This is a genomic window from Micrococcus sp. IITD107 (genome assembly GCF_041927415.1).
Taxonomy (GTDB): Bacteria; Actinomycetota; Actinomycetes; order Actinomycetales; family Micrococcaceae; genus Citricoccus; species Citricoccus terreus.
Genome location: NZ_JBHFFN010000004.1, coordinates 124,955 through 146,384 on the forward strand (window position 1 = coordinate 124,955; position 21,430 = coordinate 146,384).

Below are 21,430 nucleotides of genomic sequence, written 5' to 3' on the forward strand. Positions count from 1 at the left end.
TCGCGGGTGTTAGTATCTGCGTATGCACGCGGATAAGAAGATTGACCTCGCGACCGTCAGCTCGGACCAGATCGACCTGGCCTCCGAGGTCCTGACCCTGCTCTCCGATCCCACCCGGATCCGGATCGTGCTGACCCTGCAGGAGAACGGCGAGCTCTCGGTCAACGCCCTGGCCGAGGCGGTGGGCAAGAAGCCCTCCGGCGTCTCCCAGCATCTGGCGCGCATGCGCATGGCCCGGATGGTCACCACCCGGCAGCAGGGCACCAGCGTGCTGTACCGGCTCGTGGACGAGCACGCCCTGACCCTGATCGTCGAGGCGCTGAACCAGGCCGAGCACGCCGTGGCCCACGGGCAGCTGCCTCCCCACCACCGGGAGGGCTGAACCGACCATGCTCTCCGTCCTGCGCCACCGCACCTACGCCCAGCTGTTCAGCGCCCAGGTCATCGCCCTGCTGGGCACGGGCCTGCTCACCGTGGCCCTGGGGCTACTGGCCTTCGACATCGCCGGGGGCGATGCCGGGATCGTGCTGGGCCTGGCGATGACCATCAAGATGATCGCCTATGTGGTGGTCTCCCCCATCGCCACCGCCCTGACCGCCCGGCTGCCCCGCAAGCCCGTGCTGATCGCCGCTGACCTGATCCGCGCGGCCGTGGCCGTGGCCCTGCCGTTCGTCTCCGAGGCCTGGCAGATCTACGTGCTGATCTTCCTGCTGCAGTCCGCCTCGGCCACCTTCACCCCCACGTTCCAGGCGGTCATCCCCTCGGTGCTGCCGGACGAGGAGGAGTACACCCAGGCGCTGTCCCTGTCCCGCCTGGCCTACGACCTCGAGTCGCTGCTCTCCCCCCTGATCGCCGCCGCCCTGCTGACGGTGATCAGCTACCACAACCTGTTCGTGGGCACCGTGGTCGGCTTCATCGTCTCCGCTGTCCTGGTGGCGGCATCACGCCTGCCGCACATCCCCGCCCCACCGGTCACACCGTTCCTGGACCGGCTCACCCGCGGCACCCGGATCTTCTGGGCCGAGCGGGAGCTGCGCGGCCTGCTGGGGCTGAACCTGGTGGTGGCCACCTCCACCGCCATGGTCATCATCAACACCGTGGTCCTGGTGCAGGGGCTGCTCGACCGCCCTCAGCCGGACGTGGCCCTGATGCTCGGCGCCTACGGCGGCGGGTCCATGGTGGTGGCCCTGCTCATGACCCGGCTGCTCGCCCGCCGCCCGGACCGCACCGTCATGGTCGCCGGCGCCACGGCCCTGCCCGTGATGCTGCTGGCCACTGCGGCCGCCATCCACTGGACGGACGGCACGGCCCAGTGGATCATTCTGCTCGCCCTGTGGTTCGCGGCCGGTGCCGCCACCTCAGCCGTGCTGACCCCCTCGGCCCGACTGTTGCGCCGCAACAGCACCGAGGGCACCCGGCCCGCCGTGTTCGCCGCACAGTTCTCCCTCTCCCATGCCTGCTTCCTGGTGACCTATCCCCTGGCCGGAACGCTCGGAGCCGCCCTCGGCCTGGCGCCGGTGGCCGTGATCCTGGCCGGACTGGCCGTCGTCGGGCTGGTCCTGGCCCTGGCCTCCTGGCCGGCTGCGCCCCCGGTCCGCACCGTGCGCTGATGACCGGCATCCACCCCCGCGCACCGCCTACCATGGAAGGTGCAGTCGCATGGGGGTGGTCCTGCGCCACGCCGGCCTTTCCCGCCGCGGCTCGTCACTGACCGCGCGCACGGTGCTGACCAGGAAGGACCCCATGACCGATCTCTCCTGGCACCTGCCCGCGGACACGGAGCCGCAGGAACGCATGTGGCTCTCCTTCCCCCGGGCCACCGCCCTGATGGGCAGCACCCCGTGGGAGATCTCCGCGGCGCGCCGCGCCTGGGCCCGGATCGCCCACGAGGTGGCGGACTATGAGCCGGTGACCCTGCTGGTGGATCCGGCCGACCGGACCATGGTGCACACCTATGTGGACCCGATCGTCCCGGTGATCCCGCAGCGCTTCGACAGCCCCTTCATCCGTCTGACCGGACCCGTCTTCACCACCGGCCCCGAGGCGAAGGTTGACGCGAACGGCCGCCGCGCGCTGGGCATGATGGACTTCGTCTTCAACGGCTTCGGCCGCCGCCCGGGCCTGGACTACCTCTCGGACTCGGTGGTCACCGGGACCATGGCGCAGATGACCGGGGCCACCCGGCAGCTGTCGCTGATGACCCTGGAGGGCGGCGCGTTCGTCACGGACGGTGAGGGCACGGTGATCGCCTCCGAGGCCGCGCTGTTGGACCCGGCCCGCAACCCCGGCTGGTCCCGGCGTCAGGTGGAGCTGGAATTCCACCGGTACACGGATGTGCGCAAGGTGATCTGGCTGCCCGGCGGCCTCACCCGGGACGCCGGTCCGCGCGGCACCGGCGGCATGGTGGATCAGCTGGTGAACTTCGCCTCCCCCACCGTGCTGCTGCTGCACTGGCAGGATGACCCGTCCCACCCGGACCATGCCGTCAGCCAGACCGCGCTGGAGCTGCTCCAGGGTGAGACGGATGCCCAGGGTCGCCCGCTGAACATCGCCACCGTCCCGGCCCCGTCCACGCTCACCGACCGCCACGGACCCGTGGGCTGGTCCTACGTCAACGTCCTGTCGGTCAACGGAGCCGTGGTGGTCCCTTCCTTCGAGGACGAGCACGACGACGGCGCGCACCAGGTCTTGGAGGCCGCCTTCTGGGGACGCAAGGTGATCCCGGTTCCGGCCCGTCAGCTCTACGAGCGCGGCGTGGGCATCCGGCACGTGGGACTGACCCAGCCGGCCCGACCGGCCCGGCCCCCGGCCTCGGACACATGATCCGGGACGAGACCGTCCGGGGCTACCTGGAGAGGCTGGGCTCGGGCGAACCGACGCCGGGCGGCGGGGCCACCGGCTCGGTGCAGCTGGCGCTGGCCTCCGGGCTGATCTCCATGGCGGCCCGGTTCAGCGATCGCGAGGACCTCGCGCAGCGGTGCGCCGAGCTGGCGGACACCGCGCTGGAGCTGGCCGATCAGGACGAGGCCGGGTTCGGGGCCACCGCGGAGACGTTCGAACTGCCGGAGGACACCGAAGACGAACGCCGAGAGCGCTCCGAACGGATCCAGTCTGCCCTGCGGGATGCAGTGAAGCCGCCCCAGCGGATGGTGGAGTGCGCCCGGGAGCTGGCGGGCGTGGCCGAGGCCGTCCTCGCCGATGCCAACGCCAACGTCCTCTCTGACGTGGGCGCAGCGTTGGGTGCGGTGCGTGCGGGACTGACGGCCGCCGTCGTGACCCTGGAGACCAACCTGGGCCATCTGAAAGGCGACGAGATCCGCTCCGCCGTGGAGCAGGACGTGCGGGCGGCCGAGGAGCAGATCGACCGCGTGGACGGGCTGATCGACCAGGTCCGTCAGCTCATCAGGGGCTGATCAGTCTGAACGGACGCTGGAGCCAGCGGGGCGCTCAGTGCTCGACCGTGGGGACGCCCTGGGGCGGATCGGGCGTGGCCAGGGTCTGGTCCTCGGGGTGCACGGTCTGCTCAGTCCCGCCGAACCCGTCCTCGGCCACCTCGTACCGGGCCTGGCGATTGAACGCCCGGGTGAAGCCGCGCTCCCGGGCCTCCATGCCCTTCAGATCCGAGGCGATCAGGGAGTTGAGCCAGCGGGACTGGGGGTCGGCGTCGATCAGGATCGCCTTGAACAGCAGCGTGGCGGGCAGGGCGAGCACGGTGCCCATCCACCCCAGCACCCAGGCCCAGAACAGCAGGGAGAGGAAGCTGACGGTGGGGATCACGCCCACGGCGTCACCGGTGAACTTGGGCTGGATGATGGACTGGATGACGAAGTTCAGCACGCTGTAGGAGACCACCACGGCGAAGAACGCACCCCAGCCGCCTTCCACCAGGCCCAGCAATGCCGGCGGGATCATGCCCAGCACGAACCCGATGTTGGGGATGTAGTTGGTCAGGAAGCTCAGCACGCCCCAGACCCAGATCATGGGCACGCCGATGATCGCCAGGGCCACCACGTCCAGCAGGGCCACGATCAGTCCGAACACCGTGGTCACCACCCAGTAGCGGCGCACCCCCTGGGCGAAGTCGATCAGGGCCACCCCCATGTCGGTGCGGGAGGAGGTGAGCAGGGCGACGCGGCGCTCCACGGCCACGGAGTCCATAGCCAGGAAGAACACCGTCATCACCACGGTCACCACCAGGCCGATCACCGCCGAGACGTTGGAGAGCAGCGGGGTGATGAAGCTGACCGCGGTGGAGGCGACCGTGGACATGTTCAGGTTGCCCAGCTCGTTGAGCACCATGTCCGGGGTGACGCCGAAGCTGCCGATCCAGGTGACCATGCCCTCGTAGATCGAGTTGAACTGCGGTCCGTACTTGGGCAGGGCGTAGATCAGCTCCGAGGCGGACCAGAAGATCAGCCCGATGAACACCAGCAGGACCACCAGCACCAGCAGGACCGTGACGGTGGCACCCAGGAACCGGGGCACTCCACGGCTGTTGAGCCAGGCCTGCAGCGGGTAGGCCACGATCACCAGGTTCAGCCCCAGGAACACCGGGGCGATGATCGCCTGCAGTCCCTGGATGAACAGGATGCAGACCACCAGGCCGGCCAGTGAGAGGGCGATCACCAGGAGCCGCGGCCAGTTGCGGTCCGACCGTGAGGCGCCCTGCTCGTCGCGCGTGGCCACCAGACTGTGCCGGGGCTCGACGGTGGACCCGGTGCGGTCGTCCTGGTCGACAGCGGCGGCAGGTGCACCCTGCTCGGGCCGCTCGCCCCGCTGCTCGCTGGGGTCCTCTGCGGGGGTCTCGGGTCTGGTCACGCGGATCAGTCTACGGTCGGGCCGGACACGCTTCGGCCCCGGTGCACACCGGCGCCAGGGCCACTGCCAGTAGCATCGGACCACCCCTTTCCGGACAGGAGCGAGATGGCACCCAGTGGCACCCGGCACCCCGCCCGGCGCTTCCCCGTTCCCGCCCTCGCCCTCACCGTTGCCCTGGTCCTGACCTGGCAGATCGCCCCGGACCCCATCATCCTCGCGCTGTGCGTCCTGGTCGCCGTCGCGGGCACCGCGCGCAGCCTGCTGCGCTCTGACCCGTGGACCGCGGCCGATGACCTGACCTGCGCAAGGTGCGCGGCCGTCGTCGTGGTGGCCGCCCTGCTGCTCACCCGCCAGACCCTCGCGTTCCCGTGGCCCGCCGTGCTGCTGAGCGCGGTGGCCCTGGCCCTGGACGGTGTGGACGGGCAGGTGGCTCGGCGCCGGGGGACCACCCCCGCCGGCGCGCGGTTCGACGAGGATGTGGACGCGCTGTTCGTGCTGATCCTCTCGATCGCCCTGGTCCCGGTGTGGGGTGTGTGGTGCCTGATCCCGGGGGTGCTGCACTACGCGTTCCGGCTGATCGGCAGGGTCCGCACCGTGTGGCGCCAGCCGCTGCCCACCCGGTTCAGCCGCAAGGTGATCGCCGCCGCGCAGGGCATCCTGCTGCTGGCCGCGGGGACGCCTCTCGCGGTCAGCATCCCCCCGCTCGGCATCGCGTGTGTGGCCGCCGCGGTGGTCTCACTGCTGGTCTCGTTCGGGCGGGACATCCTCTGGCTGGAGCGTCATGCCGCGCCACAGAAGGGCGGATCCGCGCCGATCCGGACCCTAGACTGAAGCGCATGCAGCAGATCGACCAGGACCACACCCACACCCTCGTCCTTGAGTCTCGGACCTCTCTGCCCACGGATCACGGCGTCTTCACCACCTGTGCCTACACGTACCAGGGCGTGACGCATGTGGCGATGCTGATGGGCGAGCCGGAGCGGGCGGAGGCGCCGATCGTGCGCCTGCACAGCGAGTGCCTCACCGGGGACGCGCTGGGCTCGCACCGGTGCGACTGCGGGGATCAGCTGGACGCCGCGCTGGCCGCGATCGCCGCCGCCGGGACGGGCATCCTGCTCTACCTGCGCGGGCATGAGGGCCGCGGGATCGGGCTGGCCGCGAAGCTGCGCGCCTACGCCCTGCAGGACCAGGGCATGGACACCGTGGATGCCAACCGGGCCCTGGGTCTGCCGGACGATGCCCGGGACTACACCGCCGCCGCCGAGATGCTGCGCGATCTGGACTGCACCACCGTCCGCCTGCTCTCCTCCAACCCGGCCAAGGCCGAGGCGCTGACCCAGCTGGGCATCACGGTGGCCGACCGCGTGGTGCTGCCGGTGCTGGACCGCCCGGAGAACTCGCACTACCTGCAGACCAAGCGCCAGCGCATGCGGCACGATCCGCTCGCCGGCGAGGCTGGGCGGAACGGTGTGGCTCCGCACTCCGGTCTCTCCGAGCTCTCCGTCCAGGAGGACACCTTCCCGGTCTATTCCACCCTGGCCGAGCACCCTGAGGTGGTGGCGCAGATGGCCCAGAGCGCGGACGGGTTCATCGCCGCCCGCGGTGGGGACGCCGAGTTCGTCTCCGGTGAGGCCGACCGCACGCACCTGCACCACCTGCGCGCCGCGGTGGACGCCGTGCTGGTGGGCGCCGGGACGGTCTGTGCGGACGACCCGCAGCTGACGGTGCGCGCGGTGCACGGGCAGAATCCGCTGCGCGTGGTGGTGGACCCCCACGCCCGGATCCCGGTGGGCAGCCGTGTGCTGCAGTCCCCGGACGCACCCACCCTCTGGCTGGTGGGCGCGGAGGCTGAGGTCCCGTCCGGTGCGGGTGAGCATGTGGAGACCGTGAGCCTTCCCGACGGCGGCTCAGCCGGCCTGGTCGATCCGGCGGCGGTCCTCGCGGTGGTCCGGGAGCGCGTGAGCGGTTCGGTCCTGGTGGAGGGCGGCGGGAAGACCGTGTCCTCGTTCCTGGCGGCCGGGCTGCTGGACCGGCTGTTCCTGACCGTGGCGCCGGTGCTGATCGGCGACGGCGTGCCCGGGATCCGGTTCGAGGGCTCCCCTGTGATGGCCGAGGCCCTGCGCACCCCGTTCCGGCGCTACACCTTCGGCGAGGACATCTGCACCGAGTTCGTGCTGAGCGATGCGGCCAAGGACCACGACACCCCACCCCCAAGCGCAAAGTGACCTCACCCCCACCAAAGTGACCTGGTTCTGTCACTTTGCGCAGGGAGCGGGTGGAGTGGGTTGCGCCTAGCGGGACGAGTCGGCGCGGGCGCACAGGGCGGTCCAGGCGAGGATCACGGCGCCGGGCAGGGTGGAGACCGTGGCGAGCAGTCCGTAGCCGGTGGCCATGGTGACGGCCCAGTCGGGTTCCGCCCCGAGGGTGGGCGCCAGGGCTCCGACGCTGAACTCTCGCACGCCCCAGCCGCCGACCCCGATCGGCAGGCTCATGGAGGCCAGCCCGATGAGCGCCACGGGGACGTGGACCGGTCCGCCGAGCGCGGCCATGGCTACCAGGAAGAGTCCGGCCAGGGCGGCCACGCTGACGGCAGAGGTGGTCCAGACCAGGAGTTGACGCCGTGCACGCATGCCCCGCATGCAGGCGACGGCGGCGGCCAGGAACACGGCCGCGGCCAGGAGTGCCGGGAGGGTGAGCAGAGGTGGTGAGCCGGCGGCGGTCAGGACGGCAGCAGCGGTGGCGAAGACCCAGGTGGTGGCGCTGAGACGTTCAGCCCCGACGGCCACCAGCGGTGACCACCACCCACGCCGCCCCTCGTTCCGGTAGACCACCAGTCGCGCGGCATCTCCCCCGAGCCCCCCGGGCAGCACCATGTTCCCGAAGCTGGAGGCGTAGCAGTCCCGCACGGCCTGGCGGAACGGCATGCGGATCCCCTGGGCAGCGGCCAGCACCCGCCAGCGCAGGGCCTGGCTGAGCGCCACCACCAGCCCGGCGGCGAGCGCGGCGAAGACCGCCAGTGGGGTCAGCACGGCACCGGCGTCCAGCAGTGCCTGAGAGCCGACGGCCCGCACGGTCAGCCACAGCAACAGCACCGTGGCCGCCAGGGTGACGGTGCGGCGAATCCAGGGGGCCACGGTCAGCGGGCGTTGAGCAGGACGTCGAGGTGGTCGACCGTCACGGAGAGTCCCAGTCCCCCGTTCTCACCGGCCTGGCGCGTGCGCAGCTCCAGCCAGTCGGCGGCTTCGCGCTGCAGGTCCGGTTCGGCCTCGACCACCGCGCCCACCCGCTCGGTGAGGAACCGGTGGATGAACTCGGCGTCCTGCGGAGCCCTCAGCTGCCACGGGCTCTCGGAGGTCTCCACGGCGATCCCCCGCTGACGAGCAGACTGCACCATGGTCTGTCCGCCGTGGGCACCGAGCTTCTCTCCCCACCGCTGGTGATCGGCGAAGGCCCGGGCGAGCGTCTCGTCCCGGGGGTCGGCCGGGTCCAGGTGCCAGTCCTCGGTGATGCTGAGCAGGAACAGCCCCAGTCCCCGATAGCGGGTGAGAGTGGTCAGCACGGCATCCACATCGGCCTGGGTCAGCACGTCCAGCACGGCGCTGCAGGTCAGCAGCAGGCTGCCCGGGGCGGGCCGCCCGGAGGTCTCCTCCAGGTGCTCTCCCAGCGCCGCTGGAAGGTCAGACATCATGCTCAGGAGGTGGCCGGCGTCGGGAAAGGCCTGTCCTGCGAGCTGCAGCGAGGGGGCGTGCCCGTCCACCAGGTGCCAGGCGAGCTGCCGGTCCGGCAGCAGCGGGGTGAGGTGGCGGCGGAACCAGGCCGCGGACTTGCCGGTGCCCGCCCCCAGGTCCACCACCGTGACGGTGCTGCCGGGCTCGGTGCTCTCCAGCAGGGTGTGCGCGGCGGATGCGAGCAGGGGCAGGGACTGCTGGCGGGCGGCGTCGTCGAAGGGGGCGCGGGCTTCGAGCCAGTCGGGGGCGGCTCCGGTCATGGGGTCCTCTCGGTGCGGTGGGAGATGGCGTGCAGGGCGCGGAAGAGGTCGTTGGCGGTGTCCTGCCAGCGGTAGAGACCATCGCGCATGGAGATCGCTTCCCGCCGGTGCTCATAGCTGCGCTCGTCCTCGAACCACTCGACCAGGGCCTGGGTCCAGGCCTCCGCCTCCAGGGGCAGGGCCTCACCGACCACCAGTGCGTCCCGCGCCCCGGTCCCGGCGGAGACGAACGCGGGCAGACCGGCGGACGCCGCCTCGGTCACCACCATCCCATAGGTCTCCCGGACGGAGGGCAGCAGGAGCAGGTCGGAGGCGCCGTAGAGCTCGTCCACCTCGGTGGGAGTCAGTTCTCCGGTGACGGTGGTGGTCCCGGGCGGCAGCTGTTCGCAGGCCTGGATCAGCTGGGCGGCGTAGTCCGGGTCCGTGTGGGGTCCGGCGAAGGTGAGGTGCCAGTCGGTCAGGTCCCGGGCGGCGAGCGCGGAGAACACCTCGGTGAGGAAGAGCTGGTTCTTGTTGGGCTCCACGGCGCCCACGCAGATGAAGCGGTTCAGCCGGGGCGAGCCCTGGGCCACCGGTTTGAGGTCCACTCCGGGCATGGCCACCGACGCCCAGATCCCGGTGAGCTGTTTGAGGGTCTTGACCGAGTGCGGGCTGGTGGTGACCACGGCGTCCGCGGCGTGCATGTTGGTCCGTTCCCGGTCCAGCGCGGCGGGGTCGGATTCGCCGAGGATCGCGTGGAGCAGCTGGATCACCGGGACGTCCAGGTCCAACGGCGTGCTCAGCGCCGAGCCGATCAGTCCGTCCACCACCACGGGGGCATCCAGCGTGGCCGCGAGCTCGTGCACCGTGGCCTCGTCCTCGGCAGACGGGTGCGGCCAGGTCCCGGGGACGGAGTGGCGCTGGATGACGCCGGTCTGCCGCAGCAGCTCGTCAGCCCCGGCGGCCAGGGACTCGTTGTACCGCAGCCCGCCGGAGACCCGCCCCAGGTCTGGTTCGATCAGATGCAGCGCGGGCTTCCCGCCCCGGTTGAGGTGTCCGGCGAGGTGCTCGACGTCCTCCGGGCGGAAGAACCGGTCGCAGTCACTCATGGGCGGCCCGGCACCGTGTAGGACACCTTCGCCCGGGGGTTCTCGGTCAGGGTGACGGTGATGCCCACATCCGGCTGGTCGGCGAGGGCGTCGGCCAGGCGGCTGCCGATGTACTCGGCGGTGGCCTCCGTGGTGGAGAGCCGGCCGGCGAAGTCGGGGTGCTCGTCCAGGTTGGCGTAGCGCAGCGGGGACAGCGCCGAGTCCAGCATCTCCATGGCGGCCCCGATGTCCAGGACCACGGCGTGCTCATCCAGCTTGGCCCGAGAGAAGGTGGCCTCCACGGTCAGGGTGGCGCCGTGCATGCCCTGGGCGGGGCCGAAGAACTCGTTCGGCAGGCTGTGGGCGATCATCACGTGGTCGTTGACGGTGAGGCTGTACATGTCTCTCCTGCTCGGGTCGGGGTGTGCGGGTGTGGTTCGGAAGGTCAGCGGGTCGGTCGTACAGCGGGGCCGGTCAGTCAGTACGTGAGCACGTGGCACAGCGTGGTCCGCGCCAGCTCGGTGTCCGAGGTGATCTGGTCCATCACGGCGGGCAGCTCCTCACGCGGGGACTGCCCGGTCAGCAGGGCCTCGAACCGTTCGTCCCGCAGCAGGCGCAGGGCGGTCTGCAGCCGTTCGGCCCGGGTCCGGCGAGCGCGGCGCCCCTCAGCCACCTGCCCCACCTGGCTGGCCACGATCTTCAGCCGCCGGGCGTGGAAGTCAGCGCCGAGCGGCACCCGGGGAGCCTGCGAGCCGAACCAGGAGGCCTCCACCACGGTGCCGTCGTCCCCGGCGATCTCCAGGGCGCGCGCCAGCCCGGGCTCGGAGCCGGAGGTGTGGATGACGATGTCGCAGTCGCCCGCGGCCTGCTCCGGGTGCACGGCGGTCAGCCCCAGCCCGGCCAGCAGCTTCCGCCGGTCCTCAGTGGTCTCGAGCACCTCCAGCCGGTCCAGCCCCATGCCGGAGGCCAGCAGCGCGGTGGCCGTCCCGATCATCCCGGCCCCGATGATCGCCACCCGGTCCGCCAGCCGCGGCGGCTCCTGCCACAGGATGTTCAGCCCTGTCTCCGCCGCTCCGGCGAGGAGGGCGCGGTGGTGAGGGACGTCGTCGGGAATCCGCTGGAGGTCCTCTGCGGACACGATGTGGTGACTGTGGTGCGGAAGCAGGCCGAACACCCGCGCGCCCAGCCACTCCGGCGGTCCCTCATCCACCTCGCCCACGCCGAGGTACCCGTAGGAGACGGGGAAGGTGAACTCGCCGAGCTGGTGGGGCGCCTTCATCAGGGTCCCGACGGCGGCCGGCACCTTCCCGGTGTGGACCAGGGTCTCGGTGCCGCGAGACACGGCAGTGGCCGTGGTGCGCACGCGCAGCTGGCCCGCGCTCACGTCGGCGTGGGGCTCGGGCACCTCGCGCCAGGCCCCGTGTCCTGCGGTCTCTGTCCAGTACTGGAACGCCATGCTTCCCACTGTACGGCGGCGCCTGCGGGGTGGGGCGGGAGGGCGGATACGCTCGTGGGCGAACCGGCGGAACAGGTCCGCTGTGCAGGAGGGGATGAGGCGCGTGTCATCGGAGACGCTGGGCTGGCTGCTGTGGGGCATCATGATCGGGCTGGGAGTCGCCGGAGTGATGGCTGCCGTGCTCGCACTCTCCGGGCGGTGGCGCCGCTGGGTGTTCTTCCCGCGCATGCTGCTCAGCGTGGTCCCGTTCACCACGTTCCCCCTGGTCAGCGGGTTCATGGGACTGGGCCTGGTGTTCCTGGCGTTGAGCTTCGTGGCCGGCCCGGGCGGGATCCCCGGGGAGACCGAGGTGTATGACCTGCTCGGCACCGTGTTCCTGGGACTGGGCCTGGTCAGCTTCGTGTGGTGGCCGCGGCAGTGGATGCCCGCCTGGCACCGGGACTGGATGCGCCAGGGCGGGGACGATCTGACGGACCCGTGGGCGGACGAGCCGGGGCGTGGCTGACCTGTACCACTGATCGCACCCCAGCGTTCCGCGTCGCCACTGCGACATATCGCACCGGCAGTCGGTACGCAAAGTCGCAGAGGGTACGACAGTTGACCCGCCGCCCCTCACGCCGCCCCCACCCCACCCACACCACGAAGTTACCGGCGGGTATTGCATTTCGGCCGCGCGGTTGGCACCCTCAGGAGGACACCTCAGCACCGCCCCGCACACCACCGAGAGGACCCCCATGCGCCGCCGCATCTTCGAGACCGACCACGAGGACTTCCGCGAATCCGTCGCGGAGTTCGTCAAGCGCCACGTCACCCCGAACCTGGAACAGTGGATCGAGGACAAGGCGCTGCCGCGCGAGTTCTGGACGGCGGCCGGCGAGCAGGGGCTGCTGGGGCTGGAGGTGCCGGAGGAGTTCGGAGGGGGCTACCCGGAGGACTACCGGTTCAACACCGTTCTGTTCGAGGAGCTCTCCAAGGCCAGCTTCGCCATCTCCTCCTGCGTGGGCATCCATGCGGACATCGTGCCGCCGTACATCGTGAAGCTGGGCACCCCGGAGCAGCATCAGCGCTGGCTGCCGGGCATCGCGGACGGCTCCATCATCACCGCGATCGCCATGACCGAGCCCTCCGGTGGGTCTGACCTGGCCAACCTGCGCACCACCGCAGTCAAGGACGGGGACCACTGGGTGCTCAACGGCTCCAAGACCTTCATCACCAACGGCTACTCGGCGGACCTGGTGGTGGTGGCGGCGCGAACCAGCCCGGAGAAGAAGGCCAAGGGCATCACGCTGTTCGGGGTGGAGGCCGGCATGGAGGGCTTCGAGCGCGGCCGGAAGCTGGACAAGGTGGGCCAGCCCGAGTCGGACACCGCGGAACTGTTCTTCAACAACGTGCGGGTGCCGGAGGCCAACATCATCGGCGAGCTGGACACCGGCTTCATCCAGATGATGGTCAACCTGCCCCAGGAGCGTCTGGGCGCCGCGGTCTACGGTCTCTCCCACGCGCGGGCCATCCTGGACGAGACCATCGAGTACGCCAAGGAGCGCATGGCGTTCGGGCAGCCGATCGGCCACTTCCAGCACACCAAGTTCCTGCTGGCCGAGCTGGTCACCAAGGCCGAGGTCACCCAGGCCTTCCTGGACGACGCCGTCATGGCGCACTCCGCCGGTGAGCTCTCCGCGGTGGACGCCGCCAAGGCCAAGTACTGGGCCTCAGATGTGCAGGGCGAGATCCTGGATCACTGCGTGCAGATCTACGGCGGCTACGGCTACATGAACGAGTACCGCGTGGCCAAGGCCTGGAAGGACGCCCGCGTGAACCGGATCTGGGCTGGCTCCAACGAGATCATGAAGGAGCTGATCGGCCGAGACCTCGGCCTCTGAGCCCGCCTTCCGCTCAGCTCACTCCACAGGCAGTTCCCGACGACGGCCCGGCAGCCTTGCGCTGCCGGGTCGCCGTGTCTCTGGGGCCGGGTGAGGAATCGGGTCAGGAGTCGGCCGGGTCCGGAATCAGTTCGAGCAGGGCGTTCGTGCCGTCGTCGGCACCGGTGATGCTGACCTGGAGTGCGCCGTCGTTGGGCAGGGTGATGCCGGGGTCCATGCGGGGAGCCGTGAACGCGAACTCGGTGACGTCTGCGGGGCAGGCGACCCGTCCTTCGGCGACTGCCTCTGATGCGGACGGCTCCGTCCCCTCCTCGGGGGCGACCACCCGGTACTCCACCTCTCCGTGGTCGCAGACCACGTGCATGGCGTAGTCCTGGCCGGGGGTGACCTTGTCCACCAGCCCCAGGTACTCGTCCCCGTCGTTCAGCGTGGCGTAGGCGACGGCGTCCTCTGCCGGTTCGGTGGGAACCTTCCCCACCGGCTCGATCGGGACATCTCCGCCGCGGGGACTGGCCGTTTCCCCGTCGTCGACACCCAGGTCAGGGCCGGATCCCGCGCCCGAGGGGGCCACCGTGGGACTCACGGGCGCAGCCGAGTCGCCGTCCGAGGAGGTGGATCCGTCGTCGCCCACGGACCCCGATCCGGAGGAGGCCGGCGGCATGGAGCCTTCACCTTCGGGGGCAGCGCCGCCGCCCGCACCGGATCCCTGTCCGGTGCACCCGGCCATCAGCAGTCCGCCGACCAGAAGCAGCCCCGCTCCGCCCCGCAAGACCCGCCTACGTCGCCTCTGCGGCATGTCCCCCACCGTTCCGCTCAGGCCGAGCAGGCGCTCGGGAATGAGCTGAACCTACGCCGCACCGGCCACCCCCACAAGACACGGTTCGGACACGGCCTCAGCTCTGAGGCCTGATTCGACGCCGACCAACGCCCCGAGCTCAGAGGTCGTCATCGGCGGCGGGCCCGCCTTCGTTCTCCCACTTGACCATCTGGCCCACCCCACGGGCGCTGTGCCGGCGGCGCACTCCATAGCTGTACTGCCGGTCCTCGGGCAGGAAGTCCACGCCGAGCACCTCCAGGGTGTGCCGCAGGAGGCGGTTCTGGTCCGAGGTCAGGCTGGCCCGGCCGTGCTCGAAGTCGCGCACCAGCTGCTCGTCCAGACGAGCCTGTGAGGCGAGGTGGCCGGCAGAGACCTGGGCCAGTGCGCGGGCGGCGCGGGCCAGGTCCGCGGTGATCTCTTTCCCGTGCGTGTCCATGCCCCCACTGTCCTCTCCCCACCCGCGGAAAGCACCCCCTGAGGCGCGGCACCCAAGCCTGGTGACGTCGTCGGGCAGGGAGTAACGTCCACTGCGCGCGACTGCAGCGCCCATCCTGAGCCTCACCGCGCCCTCCGGAAGGATCTGCCATGCCCATCACCGAGATCACCACCGACCCGCAGGGACCCACCATGGCCATCTCGGCAGAGTATCCGGTCCCGGTGCCGCAGCTGTGGGACGCCTACCTGGACCCGCGGCGGATCGAACGATTCTGGGGTCCGGAGGGCTGGCCGGCCACGTTCACCCGGCATGACGGCTTCCCGGGCGGCCGCTCGGCCTATGAGATGCGCGGGCCGGACGGCGAGCGCTCGGCCGGGTACTGGGAGTTCACGGACGTGGAGGCGCCGCACAGCTTCACGGTGGTGGACGGATTCGCGCGGGAGGACGGCACACCGAACACAGAGATGCCGAGCATGCGCATGGAGTTCCGGTTCGCGCCCACGCAGGGCGGGTCCCGGCTGGATATGGTGACCACGTTCGGTTCGCCGGAGCAGCTGCAGGAGCTGATCGGGATGGGGATGGAGGACGGGACGCGCTCGGCGATGAGCCAGATCGATGGTGTCCTGGCCGATGTGTCCTCGTTCGAGGACAGAGCTCCCGCGCAGACCCAGATCCTCTCGGACACCCAGGTGCGCATCTCCCGGGTGGTGCGCGGGCCGCTGGAGCAGGTGTGGCGGGCGCATCAGGATCCGGAGCTGATCCGCCGCTGGATGCTCGGCCCGGACGGGTGGACCATGCCGGTGTGCGAGGTCTCCTCGGAGGTCGGTGGAACGTATCGGTATGAGTGGGAGCCCGAGACCGGCGGCACCGCAGCCCAGTCCGGCGAGCGCTTCGGGTTCACGGGAGAGCTGCTCGAGGTCCACGCCCCGTACCGCTCGGTCTCCACGGAGCAGATGATCGGGATGGAGGGTCCGGGCACCGTCAACGAGCTCACCTTGACCCCGCTGGAGGGTGGCACGCTGGTCAGCACCGTGGTCACCTACCCGTCGGTGGAGCTGCGGGACATGATCATCGGGACCGGGATGGTGGACGGGATGGAGCGCAGCTACCAGCGCCTGGAGTCCGAGGTCCTCTCCACCTGAGCGGACGGCACCCTTTCCATTCCCCCGACGACGGCCACGCACCTTCACGCAGTAGGTCACGCGACCAGTACAGATGCTTCGCGCCATCACCCGTCAGCATCGTCGACCACCTCGAGCTCCCATCGCGCCCACGTCGTATGAGCTTCGTCGTAGAGTCCCTGCATCGTCTCCACGAGCGACTGCAGGGTGAAGGGGACGTTGAGGTCCGCGCGGAGTCCTTCAACGGTGACGACGAGCGTTCGGTACTGCCAATCCATAGCGAGGTCTCCACCGGGCACCACGGCCAGGCGGGCGCCCGCGCTCGAGCTGACCTCCAGCGCTTCACAAACGCCTGTCATGGTCTGCGCTCTGAAGCGTCGCCGCAGCTCGTCCGCAGTGCTGAAGATCGTCGCTTCTGCGTCCGACGAGCTCCTTGGTGGTGGTCGATGTGCCATGTCAGAACAGTTTCATGCTGGGCGGACAGGTTTAGATGGCGCAGACTGAGAAGGGGCCGACCGCCCCCTGGCGATGCCAGGCGCTGATGAAGTGGAGAACAAGCATGGGAATCCCCGCAGGCCTGCGTGACCACTTGACGAAGCACGACCGTCAAGAAACGATCATCGACCACGGCTTCAAGCTCAACGCAGGCTGGTGGGACCGGACCCTCGGCAAGGTTTCCGGCGGCCCGGTCAGAAACATTGACAGCACCGGAGAATCTGATCGAATCACCCGCGGTGGAGTGTTCACCCTTGCGGATGAGGCGATCACCGACTCAACGGGGGTCGGGGCGCTCAGGCTCCTGTGGCACAGCCTTCACTGGGGCACAAATGACAGCAACAGGGGCAACGGTAAACGGATCTCCACCGTCGCCACAGACCCAGACAGATTCGGACGTCTACTGCGGGACGCTGCCGAAGCCTCCCGGCGAGATCCCGATGAAGCTTTCAGACTTCTGCGTCCCCACCGCCGCCCGACCATCGCACATCTCGGACCTGGGTTCTTCACCAAGTTCCTGTACTTCGCGGGCGGGGGAGATCCTGCGCACCCGTCTCTGATCGTCGACAGCAGAGTTCTCCGAACGTTGAATGCGCTCAGCGTCGAACAGGGGGAGGTTCGGTCCTTCAAGTACTTGTTCGGGTACGGGCCCCAGACGTACAAGGATGCGCTTGCTGCCCTCCATCAGCTTGCCCAGGATGCCACCGAGGAATTAGGACGCGACGTGGCACCTGATGAGGTCGAACGGTGGGCCTTCGGACGGTAGCTCTCGACCGACCGCACCCGGCTCAGTGCGCTGCCGTGTCCCGGTAGTGCTCCAGCGCCTCGAGTAGCCCGTCCACCACACCATGGTCCAGCAGCGTGGTCAACGGGACATTGGGCGCGCGCAGCGGCCGTTCGTCGGGCAGGTCCACCCCGGGGACGCGGGCGAACTGCTGGACCAGGTCCTCCATGGCGTCAGCGGTGTCGAACGGCGGGGTGCGCTCCAGGTCCATGAACGCGAGCTCGAGCTGGCCGTTCGGGTAGATCGGCACCGGCCCCTGGACTCGCCGCCCGTCGCGCACCACGTCCAGACGCGCCGTGGCCCGGTCTGAGGCCCCGAACCGCAGTGCGCCCCCACGGGCCACCCACCCCACGATCAGCCGGTACACCTCCACGGCGACCCCTTCACCGACGAACTCCACCAGCTGCGCCCGGCATCGGCTCTCCAGCTCCGGGTGCCCGTCCAGCGGAGGCACTCCCTCTGCCGGTTCCTCGTGACCTGCCACCGCGCGGTCATTCGCATGCTTGCCCATGGTCAGTCTCCTCTCGTTGCCGGCCAGTGTGGCGGACCGCCCGGACACCACACCGCGGCCCCTTCCCGACGACGGCCCCGCACCTCCCTGAGGTGGCTTAGGCATGGGCTTCTGGTCGCCTACTCTGTTCCCATGCAATCTTTCATGGACTCCCTCGCGGACCAGATCCTCTGGGTGAATGACCAGTACTGGTATCTCGTCATCGCTCTGCTGGTGATCGCCGGCGTGTACTTCTCCGCGCGGACCTTCCTGGTCCAGGTGCGGTACATCCCGGACATGCTCCGGACCATCACCGAGAAGCCGGGCGGGCACGATGCCGACCACGGCGTCTCGGCCTTCCGCGCGTTCACGGTCTCAGCGGCCTCCCGCGTGGGCACCGGCAACGTGGCCGGCGTGGCGCTGGCCATCAGCATCGGCGGACCCGGAGCGGTGTTCTGGATGTGGCTCCTGGCGCTGATGGGCGGCGCCACGGCGTTCGTGGAGTCCTCGCTGGCACAGCTGTACAAGGTGCGCGGCAAGGAGGGCTTCGTCGGCGGCCCGGCATACTACATCAAGAACGGTCTGCGTCAGCCCTGGCTGGCGGCGGTGTTTGCCGTGGTCATCACGGTGACCTACGGCTTCGTGTTCAACGCCGTGCAGTCCAACTCGATCAGCGACTCGGTCCAGGCCAATGTGGGCGGCTCCCCCACGGTCGCGATCATCACCGGCGCGGTGATCGCCCTGCTGACCGGCGTGGTGATCTTCGGTGGCATCCGTCGTCTGTCCTCGGTGACGAACGTGATCGTGCCGGTCATGGCGACCGCGTACATCGTGCTCGCCCTGGTCGTGGTGTTCATCAACATCACCGAGGTGCCGGCCATGATCGCACTGATCGTCGGCCACGCGCTGGGCTTCGAGCAGATCACCGGTGCCGCGTTCGGTGCCGCCCTGATGCAGGGCATGCGCCGCGGACTGTTCTCCAACGAGGCCGGCATGGGCTCGGTCCCCAATGCCGCGGCCACCGCCTCGGTGTCCCACCCGGTCAAGCAGGGGCTGACCCAGTCCCTGGGCGTCTATTTCGACACGATCATCGTCTGCTCGGCCACCGCGTTCATCATCCTGCTCTCCAACCCGTCCTTCGGGACCGATGAGGTGGCCGGCATCGCCCTGACTCAGTCCGCGCTGCAGGGCCAGGTCGGCATGTGGGCCGGACCGTTCCTGACCACGGTGATCTTCTTCCTGGCGTGGTCCTCGATCCTGGGCAACTACTACTACGGCCAGGCCAACATCGAGTTCCTGGCCGGCGAGGCCAAGGCCCGTCCGTGGGTGCTGTCCTACCGCGTCCTGGTCATGCTCTGCGTGTTCGGCGGCGCCCTGGGCTCGGTGGCGCTGATCTGGAACCTGGCGGACCTGTTCATGGGTCTGATGGCCACCATCAACCTGATCGCGATCATCCCGCTGGGCGGTCTAGCGGTGAAGCTGCTCCAGGACTACAGCCGTCAGCGCGCCGCCGGCCAGGACCCCGTGTTCCGCGCCTCCAGCCTGCCGGAGGCCAAGGGCGTCACCCTCTGGCGCGACGGCGAGACCACAGCCATGACCCAGGTCCCCGTCAAGGACTGACCCTTCCCCACCCTCACGGGATCCTGCCCGACGACGGCCCTGCTCACCTGAGTGCCCACCGGCACCAGGCGAGCAGGGCCGTTCCGCTTCGGTCCGTCCCACCCGGCGATCGGATGCCTCGCGGCTGATCTACTCTCAGACCTACTCGCAGCTACTCTAAATTGTTTAGAGTAGCTTCATGTCGCTCTCCGCCTTGGACTCCATCCACAGCGAACCCGTCGAGTCGAGGATTCGCCTCCTTCTGGCCGCACCTGAAGATCAGTGGTTCGACCGGAAGTCGGCCCGAGTCGCGCCGCGAGACCTGGCTCAGACACTGGTGGCCTTCGCCAATGCCGAGGGCGGGACCGTCGCCGTCGGGCTTCATGACGGAGACTATGACGGAGATCGCCTCACCCCGGAGGCCGAGAATGCCCTACGTCAGACAGCCCTGGACTTCACCACCCCACCGGTGCGGGCCGATGTCGAACGCCTGGACCTGGGACAGAGCAGATCCATCCTCTTGATCACGGTCAGGCCAGGCGAGCAGGTGTACGAGACGCATCGCGGCGACTGCTATCTCCGAGTGGGAGACGAATCCCGCAAGTTGACCTACAGCCAGCGGCGCGAGCTGGCCTACGACCGGGGTGCGGCTCAGTTTGAAGCCGAACCGGCCCCGGGAGGTGACATCACGGACGTGGACCCAGCTCAACTCACGGCCTACCGGACTGCGATTGGGGCTTCCGCCGACGACCTCACCGCGCTTCAGGCCAGGAGCCTGGTCACCCGGCACCGCGAACTCACTGTGGCCGGACTGCTCCTCCTGGGATCTCATCCGCAGGCGAGTTTCCCCCAGGCCGTGGTCAGAGTCCTGCGATACGCCGAACGCGAGGCCGGCACCGGGTCGAGACAGTCCTTGGAGAGCGGCAAGGACCGCCGATTCGAGGGACCGATCCCCGAGATCATCGACGCTGCCGCAGACTGCGTTGACACATGGATGCCGAAACGCCGCGCCCTCGGTGCATCACGCAGATTCGAGGATCTGCCTCTCCTGCCTCGAGACGTCTGGCTCGAAGGGTTGGTCAACGCCGTGGTCCACCGTTCGTACAGCATGGCTGGCGACCACATTCGGGTGAGCATCTTTCCTGACCGCCTGGAGATCGAGAGCCCGGGGAGGTTCCCAGGACTGGCCGACCCGACGAACCCCTTGGCATCGCACGGTACGCACGCAATCCACGCATCGCGCGCGTCTGCTCCGATCTCGGCATCACTCTCGAACGAGGCGAGGGCATCAAGCGCATGTTCGAGGAGATGCGCGGGCTCGGGTTGATGGACCCCTCGTACGAACAGACTGCAGGCAGCGTGAAGTTGACCCTTGCCGCAGCCGAACGGCTGGACCCTGAGATTCAGAGCCAGCTTCCTCACGGCGCCGAGCACCTGCTGCAGATTCTGCGGAGCCATGGGAAGCCCATGGGAACGGGAGAACTGATCGATGCTTCGGGACGCTCACGGCCATGGGTGCGAGACGTCATGAGCACCCTGCGTGATGCCGGCGTGGTGACATGGTCAGGAAAATCTCCCCAGGATCCGCGCGCAACCTGGCACCTGGAGATGTAGCACGAGGCGGACTGGCTCTCAGCGCTACTCGCATCTACTCTAAACTGTTTAGAGTAGATGCGAGTGAACCTTCAGTGGATCGCCTTCCCCGCTTACTTCCTATCCTCGTTCCGGCGCACGATCTCTCGGATCCAGATCGGCGCGTACGGGGAGGTGCAGTTCGGCGGGGTCGGGTAGTCCTTGAGCACCTCGAGCCGCTCGCCGATCCCGATCGCCCGGTCCCGATGCTCCGGGAACCGGATCCCGATCTCGGCCAGGCAGTTGTTCATCCCCCACTGCAGACGGTCTGGTGCGTCCTTCATCTGCGCCTCGATCGTGTCCAGCAGCCCGTCCAGGTCCATGCCCGCGGGCTTCTTCTTCACTCGTTCGGTGATCAGCGCCCAGCCCGCACTGGCCACCACCGGATCGGCATCGTTAGTCCACTGCACGCGCAGCTGCTCGGCGTGCTGGGACTTCTTGACCACGTAGTTGACCAGCCAGTCGAACACCTTGGGCGAGCGCGACTCCCGCAGCATCGCATCCAGCTGCTCGGCCGTGAACCCCTTGGGCCGCACGATCAGCAGTGCCAGCAGCCGCGCGGCCGTGTCCCCGGTCTCCCACAGCTCCACGCCGAGCTCATGGTTGGCCTTGACCCGCTTGGCCACCGCACGCAGCTTGGTCAGGTTCACCCCGTGGTCATCGCCGTGCCGCTCGTTCACGGCCCGCGCGCGGGGATCCTCCAGCGCCGCGAGCTCGTCCAACAGCTCCTGCTCCGTGGGAGTGTCTGCAGCGGAGTCCTTTGTCGTCGTCATGTCCTCATCCTGCCTCTGATCACACCGTGCCGGCAGCAATCCGGCCGAAAAGCTCGGCCCGCCGGTGTGGTTGC

The 21,430-nt window shown here is 69.3% G+C and carries 24 protein-coding genes; 13 read left to right on the forward strand and 11 right to left on the reverse strand.

What is annotated here, in order from left to right; genetic code table 11:
- Positions 1–22: 22 nt before the first annotated feature.
- The 4 genes from ACEXHE_RS08875 to ACEXHE_RS08890 all read left to right on the forward strand — a co-directional run bounded on the left by ACEXHE_RS08875 (position 23) and on the right by ACEXHE_RS08890 (position 3,413).
- Complete coding sequence (locus tag ACEXHE_RS08875; RefSeq protein ID WP_091695685.1) at positions 23–382, forward strand: metalloregulator ArsR/SmtB family transcription factor; 360 nt, start codon at positions 23–25, stop codon at positions 380–382.
- A 7-nt stretch (positions 383–389) separates the two neighbouring features.
- Entirely contained in the window at positions 390–1,610 is a 1,221-nt protein-coding gene (locus ACEXHE_RS08880) for an MFS transporter (RefSeq protein ID WP_374785528.1), read from the forward strand.
- A gap of 133 nt (positions 1,611–1,743) precedes the next feature.
- On the forward strand, positions 1,744–2,823 hold the full coding sequence (locus tag ACEXHE_RS08885; RefSeq protein ID WP_374785529.1) for an agmatine/peptidylarginine deiminase: 1,080 nt from the start codon (positions 1,744–1,746) through the stop codon (positions 2,821–2,823).
- Positions 2,820–3,413, forward strand: a complete 594-nt coding sequence (locus ACEXHE_RS08890) for a cyclodeaminase/cyclohydrolase family protein (RefSeq protein WP_374785530.1) — start codon at positions 2,820–2,822, stop codon at positions 3,411–3,413. Before ACEXHE_RS08885 ends, ACEXHE_RS08890 begins: the two co-directional genes overlap by 4 nt.
- Before the next feature lie 34 nt (positions 3,414–3,447).
- Here ACEXHE_RS08890 and ACEXHE_RS08895 read toward each other — a convergent pair whose 3' ends face one another.
- Positions 3,448–4,818: an AI-2E family transporter gene (locus ACEXHE_RS08895; protein ID WP_374785531.1), complete on the reverse strand. Its 1,371-nt coding sequence runs from the start codon at positions 4,816–4,818 to the stop codon at positions 3,448–3,450.
- 105 nt (positions 4,819–4,923) lie between these two features.
- Here ACEXHE_RS08895 and ACEXHE_RS08900 point away from each other — a divergent pair, with 105 nt between their 5' ends.
- Entirely contained in the window at positions 4,924–5,649 is a 726-nt protein-coding gene (locus tag ACEXHE_RS08900; protein ID WP_374785532.1) for a CDP-alcohol phosphatidyltransferase family protein, read from the forward strand.
- A 5-nt stretch (positions 5,650–5,654) separates the two neighbouring features.
- On the forward strand, positions 5,655–7,043 hold the full coding sequence (gene ribA / locus ACEXHE_RS08905; protein ID WP_374785533.1) for a GTP cyclohydrolase II: 1,389 nt from the start codon (positions 5,655–5,657) through the stop codon (positions 7,041–7,043).
- Positions 7,044–7,109: 66 nt separating this feature from the next.
- On the opposite strand, the gene ACEXHE_RS08910 is transcribed toward ribA, so the two are convergent.
- The 5 genes from ACEXHE_RS08910 to ACEXHE_RS08930 all read right to left on the reverse strand — a co-directional run bounded on the left by ACEXHE_RS08910 (position 7,110) and on the right by ACEXHE_RS08930 (position 11,329).
- Positions 7,110–7,952 carry a lysylphosphatidylglycerol synthase domain-containing protein gene (locus ACEXHE_RS08910; protein WP_374785534.1) on the reverse strand — a complete coding sequence of 281 codons (843 nt, stop codon included), beginning with the start codon at positions 7,950–7,952 and terminating at the stop codon, positions 7,110–7,112.
- A 2-nt stretch (positions 7,953–7,954) separates the two neighbouring features.
- Positions 7,955–8,806: a hypothetical protein gene (locus tag ACEXHE_RS08915; protein WP_374785535.1), complete on the reverse strand. Its 852-nt coding sequence runs from the start codon at positions 8,804–8,806 to the stop codon at positions 7,955–7,957.
- Complete coding sequence (locus ACEXHE_RS08920) at positions 8,803–9,894, reverse strand: glycosyltransferase family 4 protein (RefSeq protein WP_374785536.1); 1,092 nt, start codon at positions 9,892–9,894, stop codon at positions 8,803–8,805. Before ACEXHE_RS08920 ends, ACEXHE_RS08915 begins: the two co-directional genes overlap by 4 nt.
- Entirely contained in the window at positions 9,891–10,274 is a 384-nt protein-coding gene (locus ACEXHE_RS08925; protein ID WP_277246334.1) for a 6-carboxytetrahydropterin synthase, read from the reverse strand. The genes ACEXHE_RS08920 and ACEXHE_RS08925 overlap by 4 nt, the downstream gene beginning before the upstream one ends.
- Before the next feature lie 77 nt (positions 10,275–10,351).
- On the reverse strand, positions 10,352–11,329 hold the full coding sequence (locus ACEXHE_RS08930) for a zinc-binding alcohol dehydrogenase (RefSeq protein ID WP_374785537.1): 978 nt from the start codon (positions 11,327–11,329) through the stop codon (positions 10,352–10,354).
- Between the two features lie 94 nt (positions 11,330–11,423).
- On the opposite strand from ACEXHE_RS08930, the gene ACEXHE_RS08935 reads away from it, so the two are divergent.
- Positions 11,424–11,834: a hypothetical protein gene (locus tag ACEXHE_RS08935; RefSeq protein WP_374785538.1), complete on the forward strand. Its 411-nt coding sequence runs from the start codon at positions 11,424–11,426 to the stop codon at positions 11,832–11,834.
- Between the two features lie 229 nt (positions 11,835–12,063).
- Positions 12,064–13,209 carry an acyl-CoA dehydrogenase family protein gene (locus tag ACEXHE_RS08940; protein WP_091695652.1) on the forward strand — a complete coding sequence of 382 codons (1,146 nt, stop codon included), beginning with the start codon at positions 12,064–12,066 and terminating at the stop codon, positions 13,207–13,209.
- A gap of 103 nt (positions 13,210–13,312) precedes the next feature.
- On the opposite strand, the gene ACEXHE_RS08945 is transcribed toward ACEXHE_RS08940, so the two are convergent.
- Both ACEXHE_RS08945 and ACEXHE_RS08950 read right to left on the reverse strand, forming a co-directional pair.
- On the reverse strand, positions 13,313–13,870 hold the full coding sequence (locus ACEXHE_RS08945; RefSeq protein ID WP_374785539.1) for a hypothetical protein: 558 nt from the start codon (positions 13,868–13,870) through the stop codon (positions 13,313–13,315).
- A gap of 274 nt (positions 13,871–14,144) precedes the next feature.
- Positions 14,145–14,462 carry a hypothetical protein gene (locus ACEXHE_RS08950; protein ID WP_374785540.1) on the reverse strand — a complete coding sequence of 106 codons (318 nt, stop codon included), beginning with the start codon at positions 14,460–14,462 and terminating at the stop codon, positions 14,145–14,147.
- Between the two features lie 149 nt (positions 14,463–14,611).
- Here ACEXHE_RS08950 and ACEXHE_RS08955 point away from each other — a divergent pair, with 149 nt between their 5' ends.
- Positions 14,612–15,604 carry an SRPBCC domain-containing protein gene (locus tag ACEXHE_RS08955; RefSeq protein WP_374785541.1) on the forward strand — a complete coding sequence of 331 codons (993 nt, stop codon included), beginning with the start codon at positions 14,612–14,614 and terminating at the stop codon, positions 15,602–15,604.
- Between the two features lie 86 nt (positions 15,605–15,690).
- On the opposite strand, the gene ACEXHE_RS08960 is transcribed toward ACEXHE_RS08955, so the two are convergent.
- Positions 15,691–15,861, reverse strand: a complete 171-nt coding sequence (locus ACEXHE_RS08960; RefSeq protein WP_374785542.1) for a hypothetical protein — start codon at positions 15,859–15,861, stop codon at positions 15,691–15,693.
- A 281-nt stretch (positions 15,862–16,142) separates the two neighbouring features.
- Here ACEXHE_RS08960 and ACEXHE_RS08965 point away from each other — a divergent pair, with 281 nt between their 5' ends.
- Positions 16,143–16,844 (forward strand): hypothetical protein, encoded by a 702-nt coding sequence (locus ACEXHE_RS08965; protein WP_374785543.1) that lies wholly within the window; start codon positions 16,143–16,145, stop codon positions 16,842–16,844.
- Between the two features lie 22 nt (positions 16,845–16,866).
- Here the strand turns inward: ACEXHE_RS08965 and ACEXHE_RS08970 are convergent, their stop codons facing one another.
- Complete coding sequence (locus ACEXHE_RS08970; protein ID WP_374785544.1) at positions 16,867–17,373, reverse strand: hypothetical protein; 507 nt, start codon at positions 17,371–17,373, stop codon at positions 16,867–16,869.
- 144 nt (positions 17,374–17,517) lie between these two features.
- Between ACEXHE_RS08970 and ACEXHE_RS08975 the strand changes: the two genes are divergently transcribed.
- The 3 genes from ACEXHE_RS08975 (at position 17,518) to ACEXHE_RS08985 (ending at position 20,565) form a co-directional block, all read left to right on the forward strand.
- Positions 17,518–18,972, forward strand: coding sequence for an alanine/glycine:cation symporter family protein (locus ACEXHE_RS08975; protein ID WP_374785632.1), 1,455 nt, complete (start codon positions 17,518–17,520; stop codon positions 18,970–18,972).
- Positions 18,973–19,150: 178 nt separating this feature from the next.
- Positions 19,151–20,278, forward strand: coding sequence for an RNA-binding domain-containing protein (locus tag ACEXHE_RS08980; protein ID WP_374785545.1), 1,128 nt, complete (start codon positions 19,151–19,153; stop codon positions 20,276–20,278).
- Positions 20,161–20,565 carry an ATP-binding protein gene (locus ACEXHE_RS08985; protein ID WP_374785633.1) on the forward strand — a complete coding sequence of 135 codons (405 nt, stop codon included), beginning with the start codon at positions 20,161–20,163 and terminating at the stop codon, positions 20,563–20,565. Before ACEXHE_RS08980 ends, ACEXHE_RS08985 begins: the two co-directional genes overlap by 118 nt.
- A gap of 92 nt (positions 20,566–20,657) precedes the next feature.
- Here the strand turns inward: ACEXHE_RS08985 and ACEXHE_RS08990 are convergent, their stop codons facing one another.
- A complete protein-coding gene (locus ACEXHE_RS08990) occupies positions 20,658–21,356 on the reverse strand; it encodes a DNA alkylation repair protein (protein ID WP_374785546.1) in 699 nt (232 codons plus the stop codon).
- Between the last annotated feature and the right edge of the window lie 74 nt (positions 21,357–21,430).

What these genes read in the sequence shown, in the direction of transcription:
- ACEXHE_RS08960 (WP_374785542.1), bottom strand. Translation starts at nt 15,861, where the DNA reads ATGGATTGGCAGTACCGAACGCTCGTCGTCACCGTTGAAGGACTCCGC.
- ACEXHE_RS08980 (WP_374785545.1), top strand. Translation starts at nt 19,151, where the DNA reads ATGTCGCTCTCCGCCTTGGACTCCATCCACAGCGAACCCGTCGAGTCG.
- ACEXHE_RS08900 (WP_374785532.1), top strand. Translation starts at nt 4,924, where the DNA reads ATGGCACCCAGTGGCACCCGGCACCCCGCCCGGCGCTTCCCCGTTCCC.
- ACEXHE_RS08970 (WP_374785544.1), bottom strand. Translation starts at nt 17,373, where the DNA reads ATGGGCAAGCATGCGAATGACCGCGCGGTGGCAGGTCACGAGGAACCG.
- ACEXHE_RS08890 (WP_374785530.1), top strand. Translation starts at nt 2,820, where the DNA reads ATGATCCGGGACGAGACCGTCCGGGGCTACCTGGAGAGGCTGGGCTCG.
- ACEXHE_RS08875 (WP_091695685.1), top strand. Translation starts at nt 23, where the DNA reads ATGCACGCGGATAAGAAGATTGACCTCGCGACCGTCAGCTCGGACCAG.
- ACEXHE_RS08935 (WP_374785538.1), top strand. Translation starts at nt 11,424, where the DNA reads ATGAGGCGCGTGTCATCGGAGACGCTGGGCTGGCTGCTGTGGGGCATC.
- ACEXHE_RS08880 (WP_374785528.1), top strand. Translation starts at nt 390, where the DNA reads ATGCTCTCCGTCCTGCGCCACCGCACCTACGCCCAGCTGTTCAGCGCC.
- ACEXHE_RS08885 (WP_374785529.1), top strand. Translation starts at nt 1,744, where the DNA reads ATGACCGATCTCTCCTGGCACCTGCCCGCGGACACGGAGCCGCAGGAA.
- ACEXHE_RS08925 (WP_277246334.1), bottom strand. Translation starts at nt 10,274, where the DNA reads ATGTACAGCCTCACCGTCAACGACCACGTGATGATCGCCCACAGCCTG.
- ACEXHE_RS08945 (WP_374785539.1), bottom strand. Translation starts at nt 13,870, where the DNA reads ATGCCGCCGGCCTCCTCCGGATCGGGGTCCGTGGGCGACGACGGATCC.
- ACEXHE_RS08955 (WP_374785541.1), top strand. Translation starts at nt 14,612, where the DNA reads ATGCCCATCACCGAGATCACCACCGACCCGCAGGGACCCACCATGGCC.
- ACEXHE_RS08965 (WP_374785543.1), top strand. Translation starts at nt 16,143, where the DNA reads ATGGGAATCCCCGCAGGCCTGCGTGACCACTTGACGAAGCACGACCGT.
- ribA (WP_374785533.1), top strand. Translation starts at nt 5,655, where the DNA reads ATGCAGCAGATCGACCAGGACCACACCCACACCCTCGTCCTTGAGTCT.
- ACEXHE_RS08930 (WP_374785537.1), bottom strand. Translation starts at nt 11,329, where the DNA reads ATGGCGTTCCAGTACTGGACAGAGACCGCAGGACACGGGGCCTGGCGC.
- ACEXHE_RS08915 (WP_374785535.1), bottom strand. Translation starts at nt 8,806, where the DNA reads ATGACCGGAGCCGCCCCCGACTGGCTCGAAGCCCGCGCCCCCTTCGAC.
- ACEXHE_RS08920 (WP_374785536.1), bottom strand. Translation starts at nt 9,894, where the DNA reads ATGAGTGACTGCGACCGGTTCTTCCGCCCGGAGGACGTCGAGCACCTC.
- ACEXHE_RS08990 (WP_374785546.1), bottom strand. Translation starts at nt 21,356, where the DNA reads ATGACGACGACAAAGGACTCCGCTGCAGACACTCCCACGGAGCAGGAG.
- ACEXHE_RS08940 (WP_091695652.1), top strand. Translation starts at nt 12,064, where the DNA reads ATGCGCCGCCGCATCTTCGAGACCGACCACGAGGACTTCCGCGAATCC.
- ACEXHE_RS08975 (WP_374785632.1), top strand. Translation starts at nt 17,518, where the DNA reads ATGGACTCCCTCGCGGACCAGATCCTCTGGGTGAATGACCAGTACTGG.
- ACEXHE_RS08950 (WP_374785540.1), bottom strand. Translation starts at nt 14,462, where the DNA reads ATGGACACGCACGGGAAAGAGATCACCGCGGACCTGGCCCGCGCCGCC.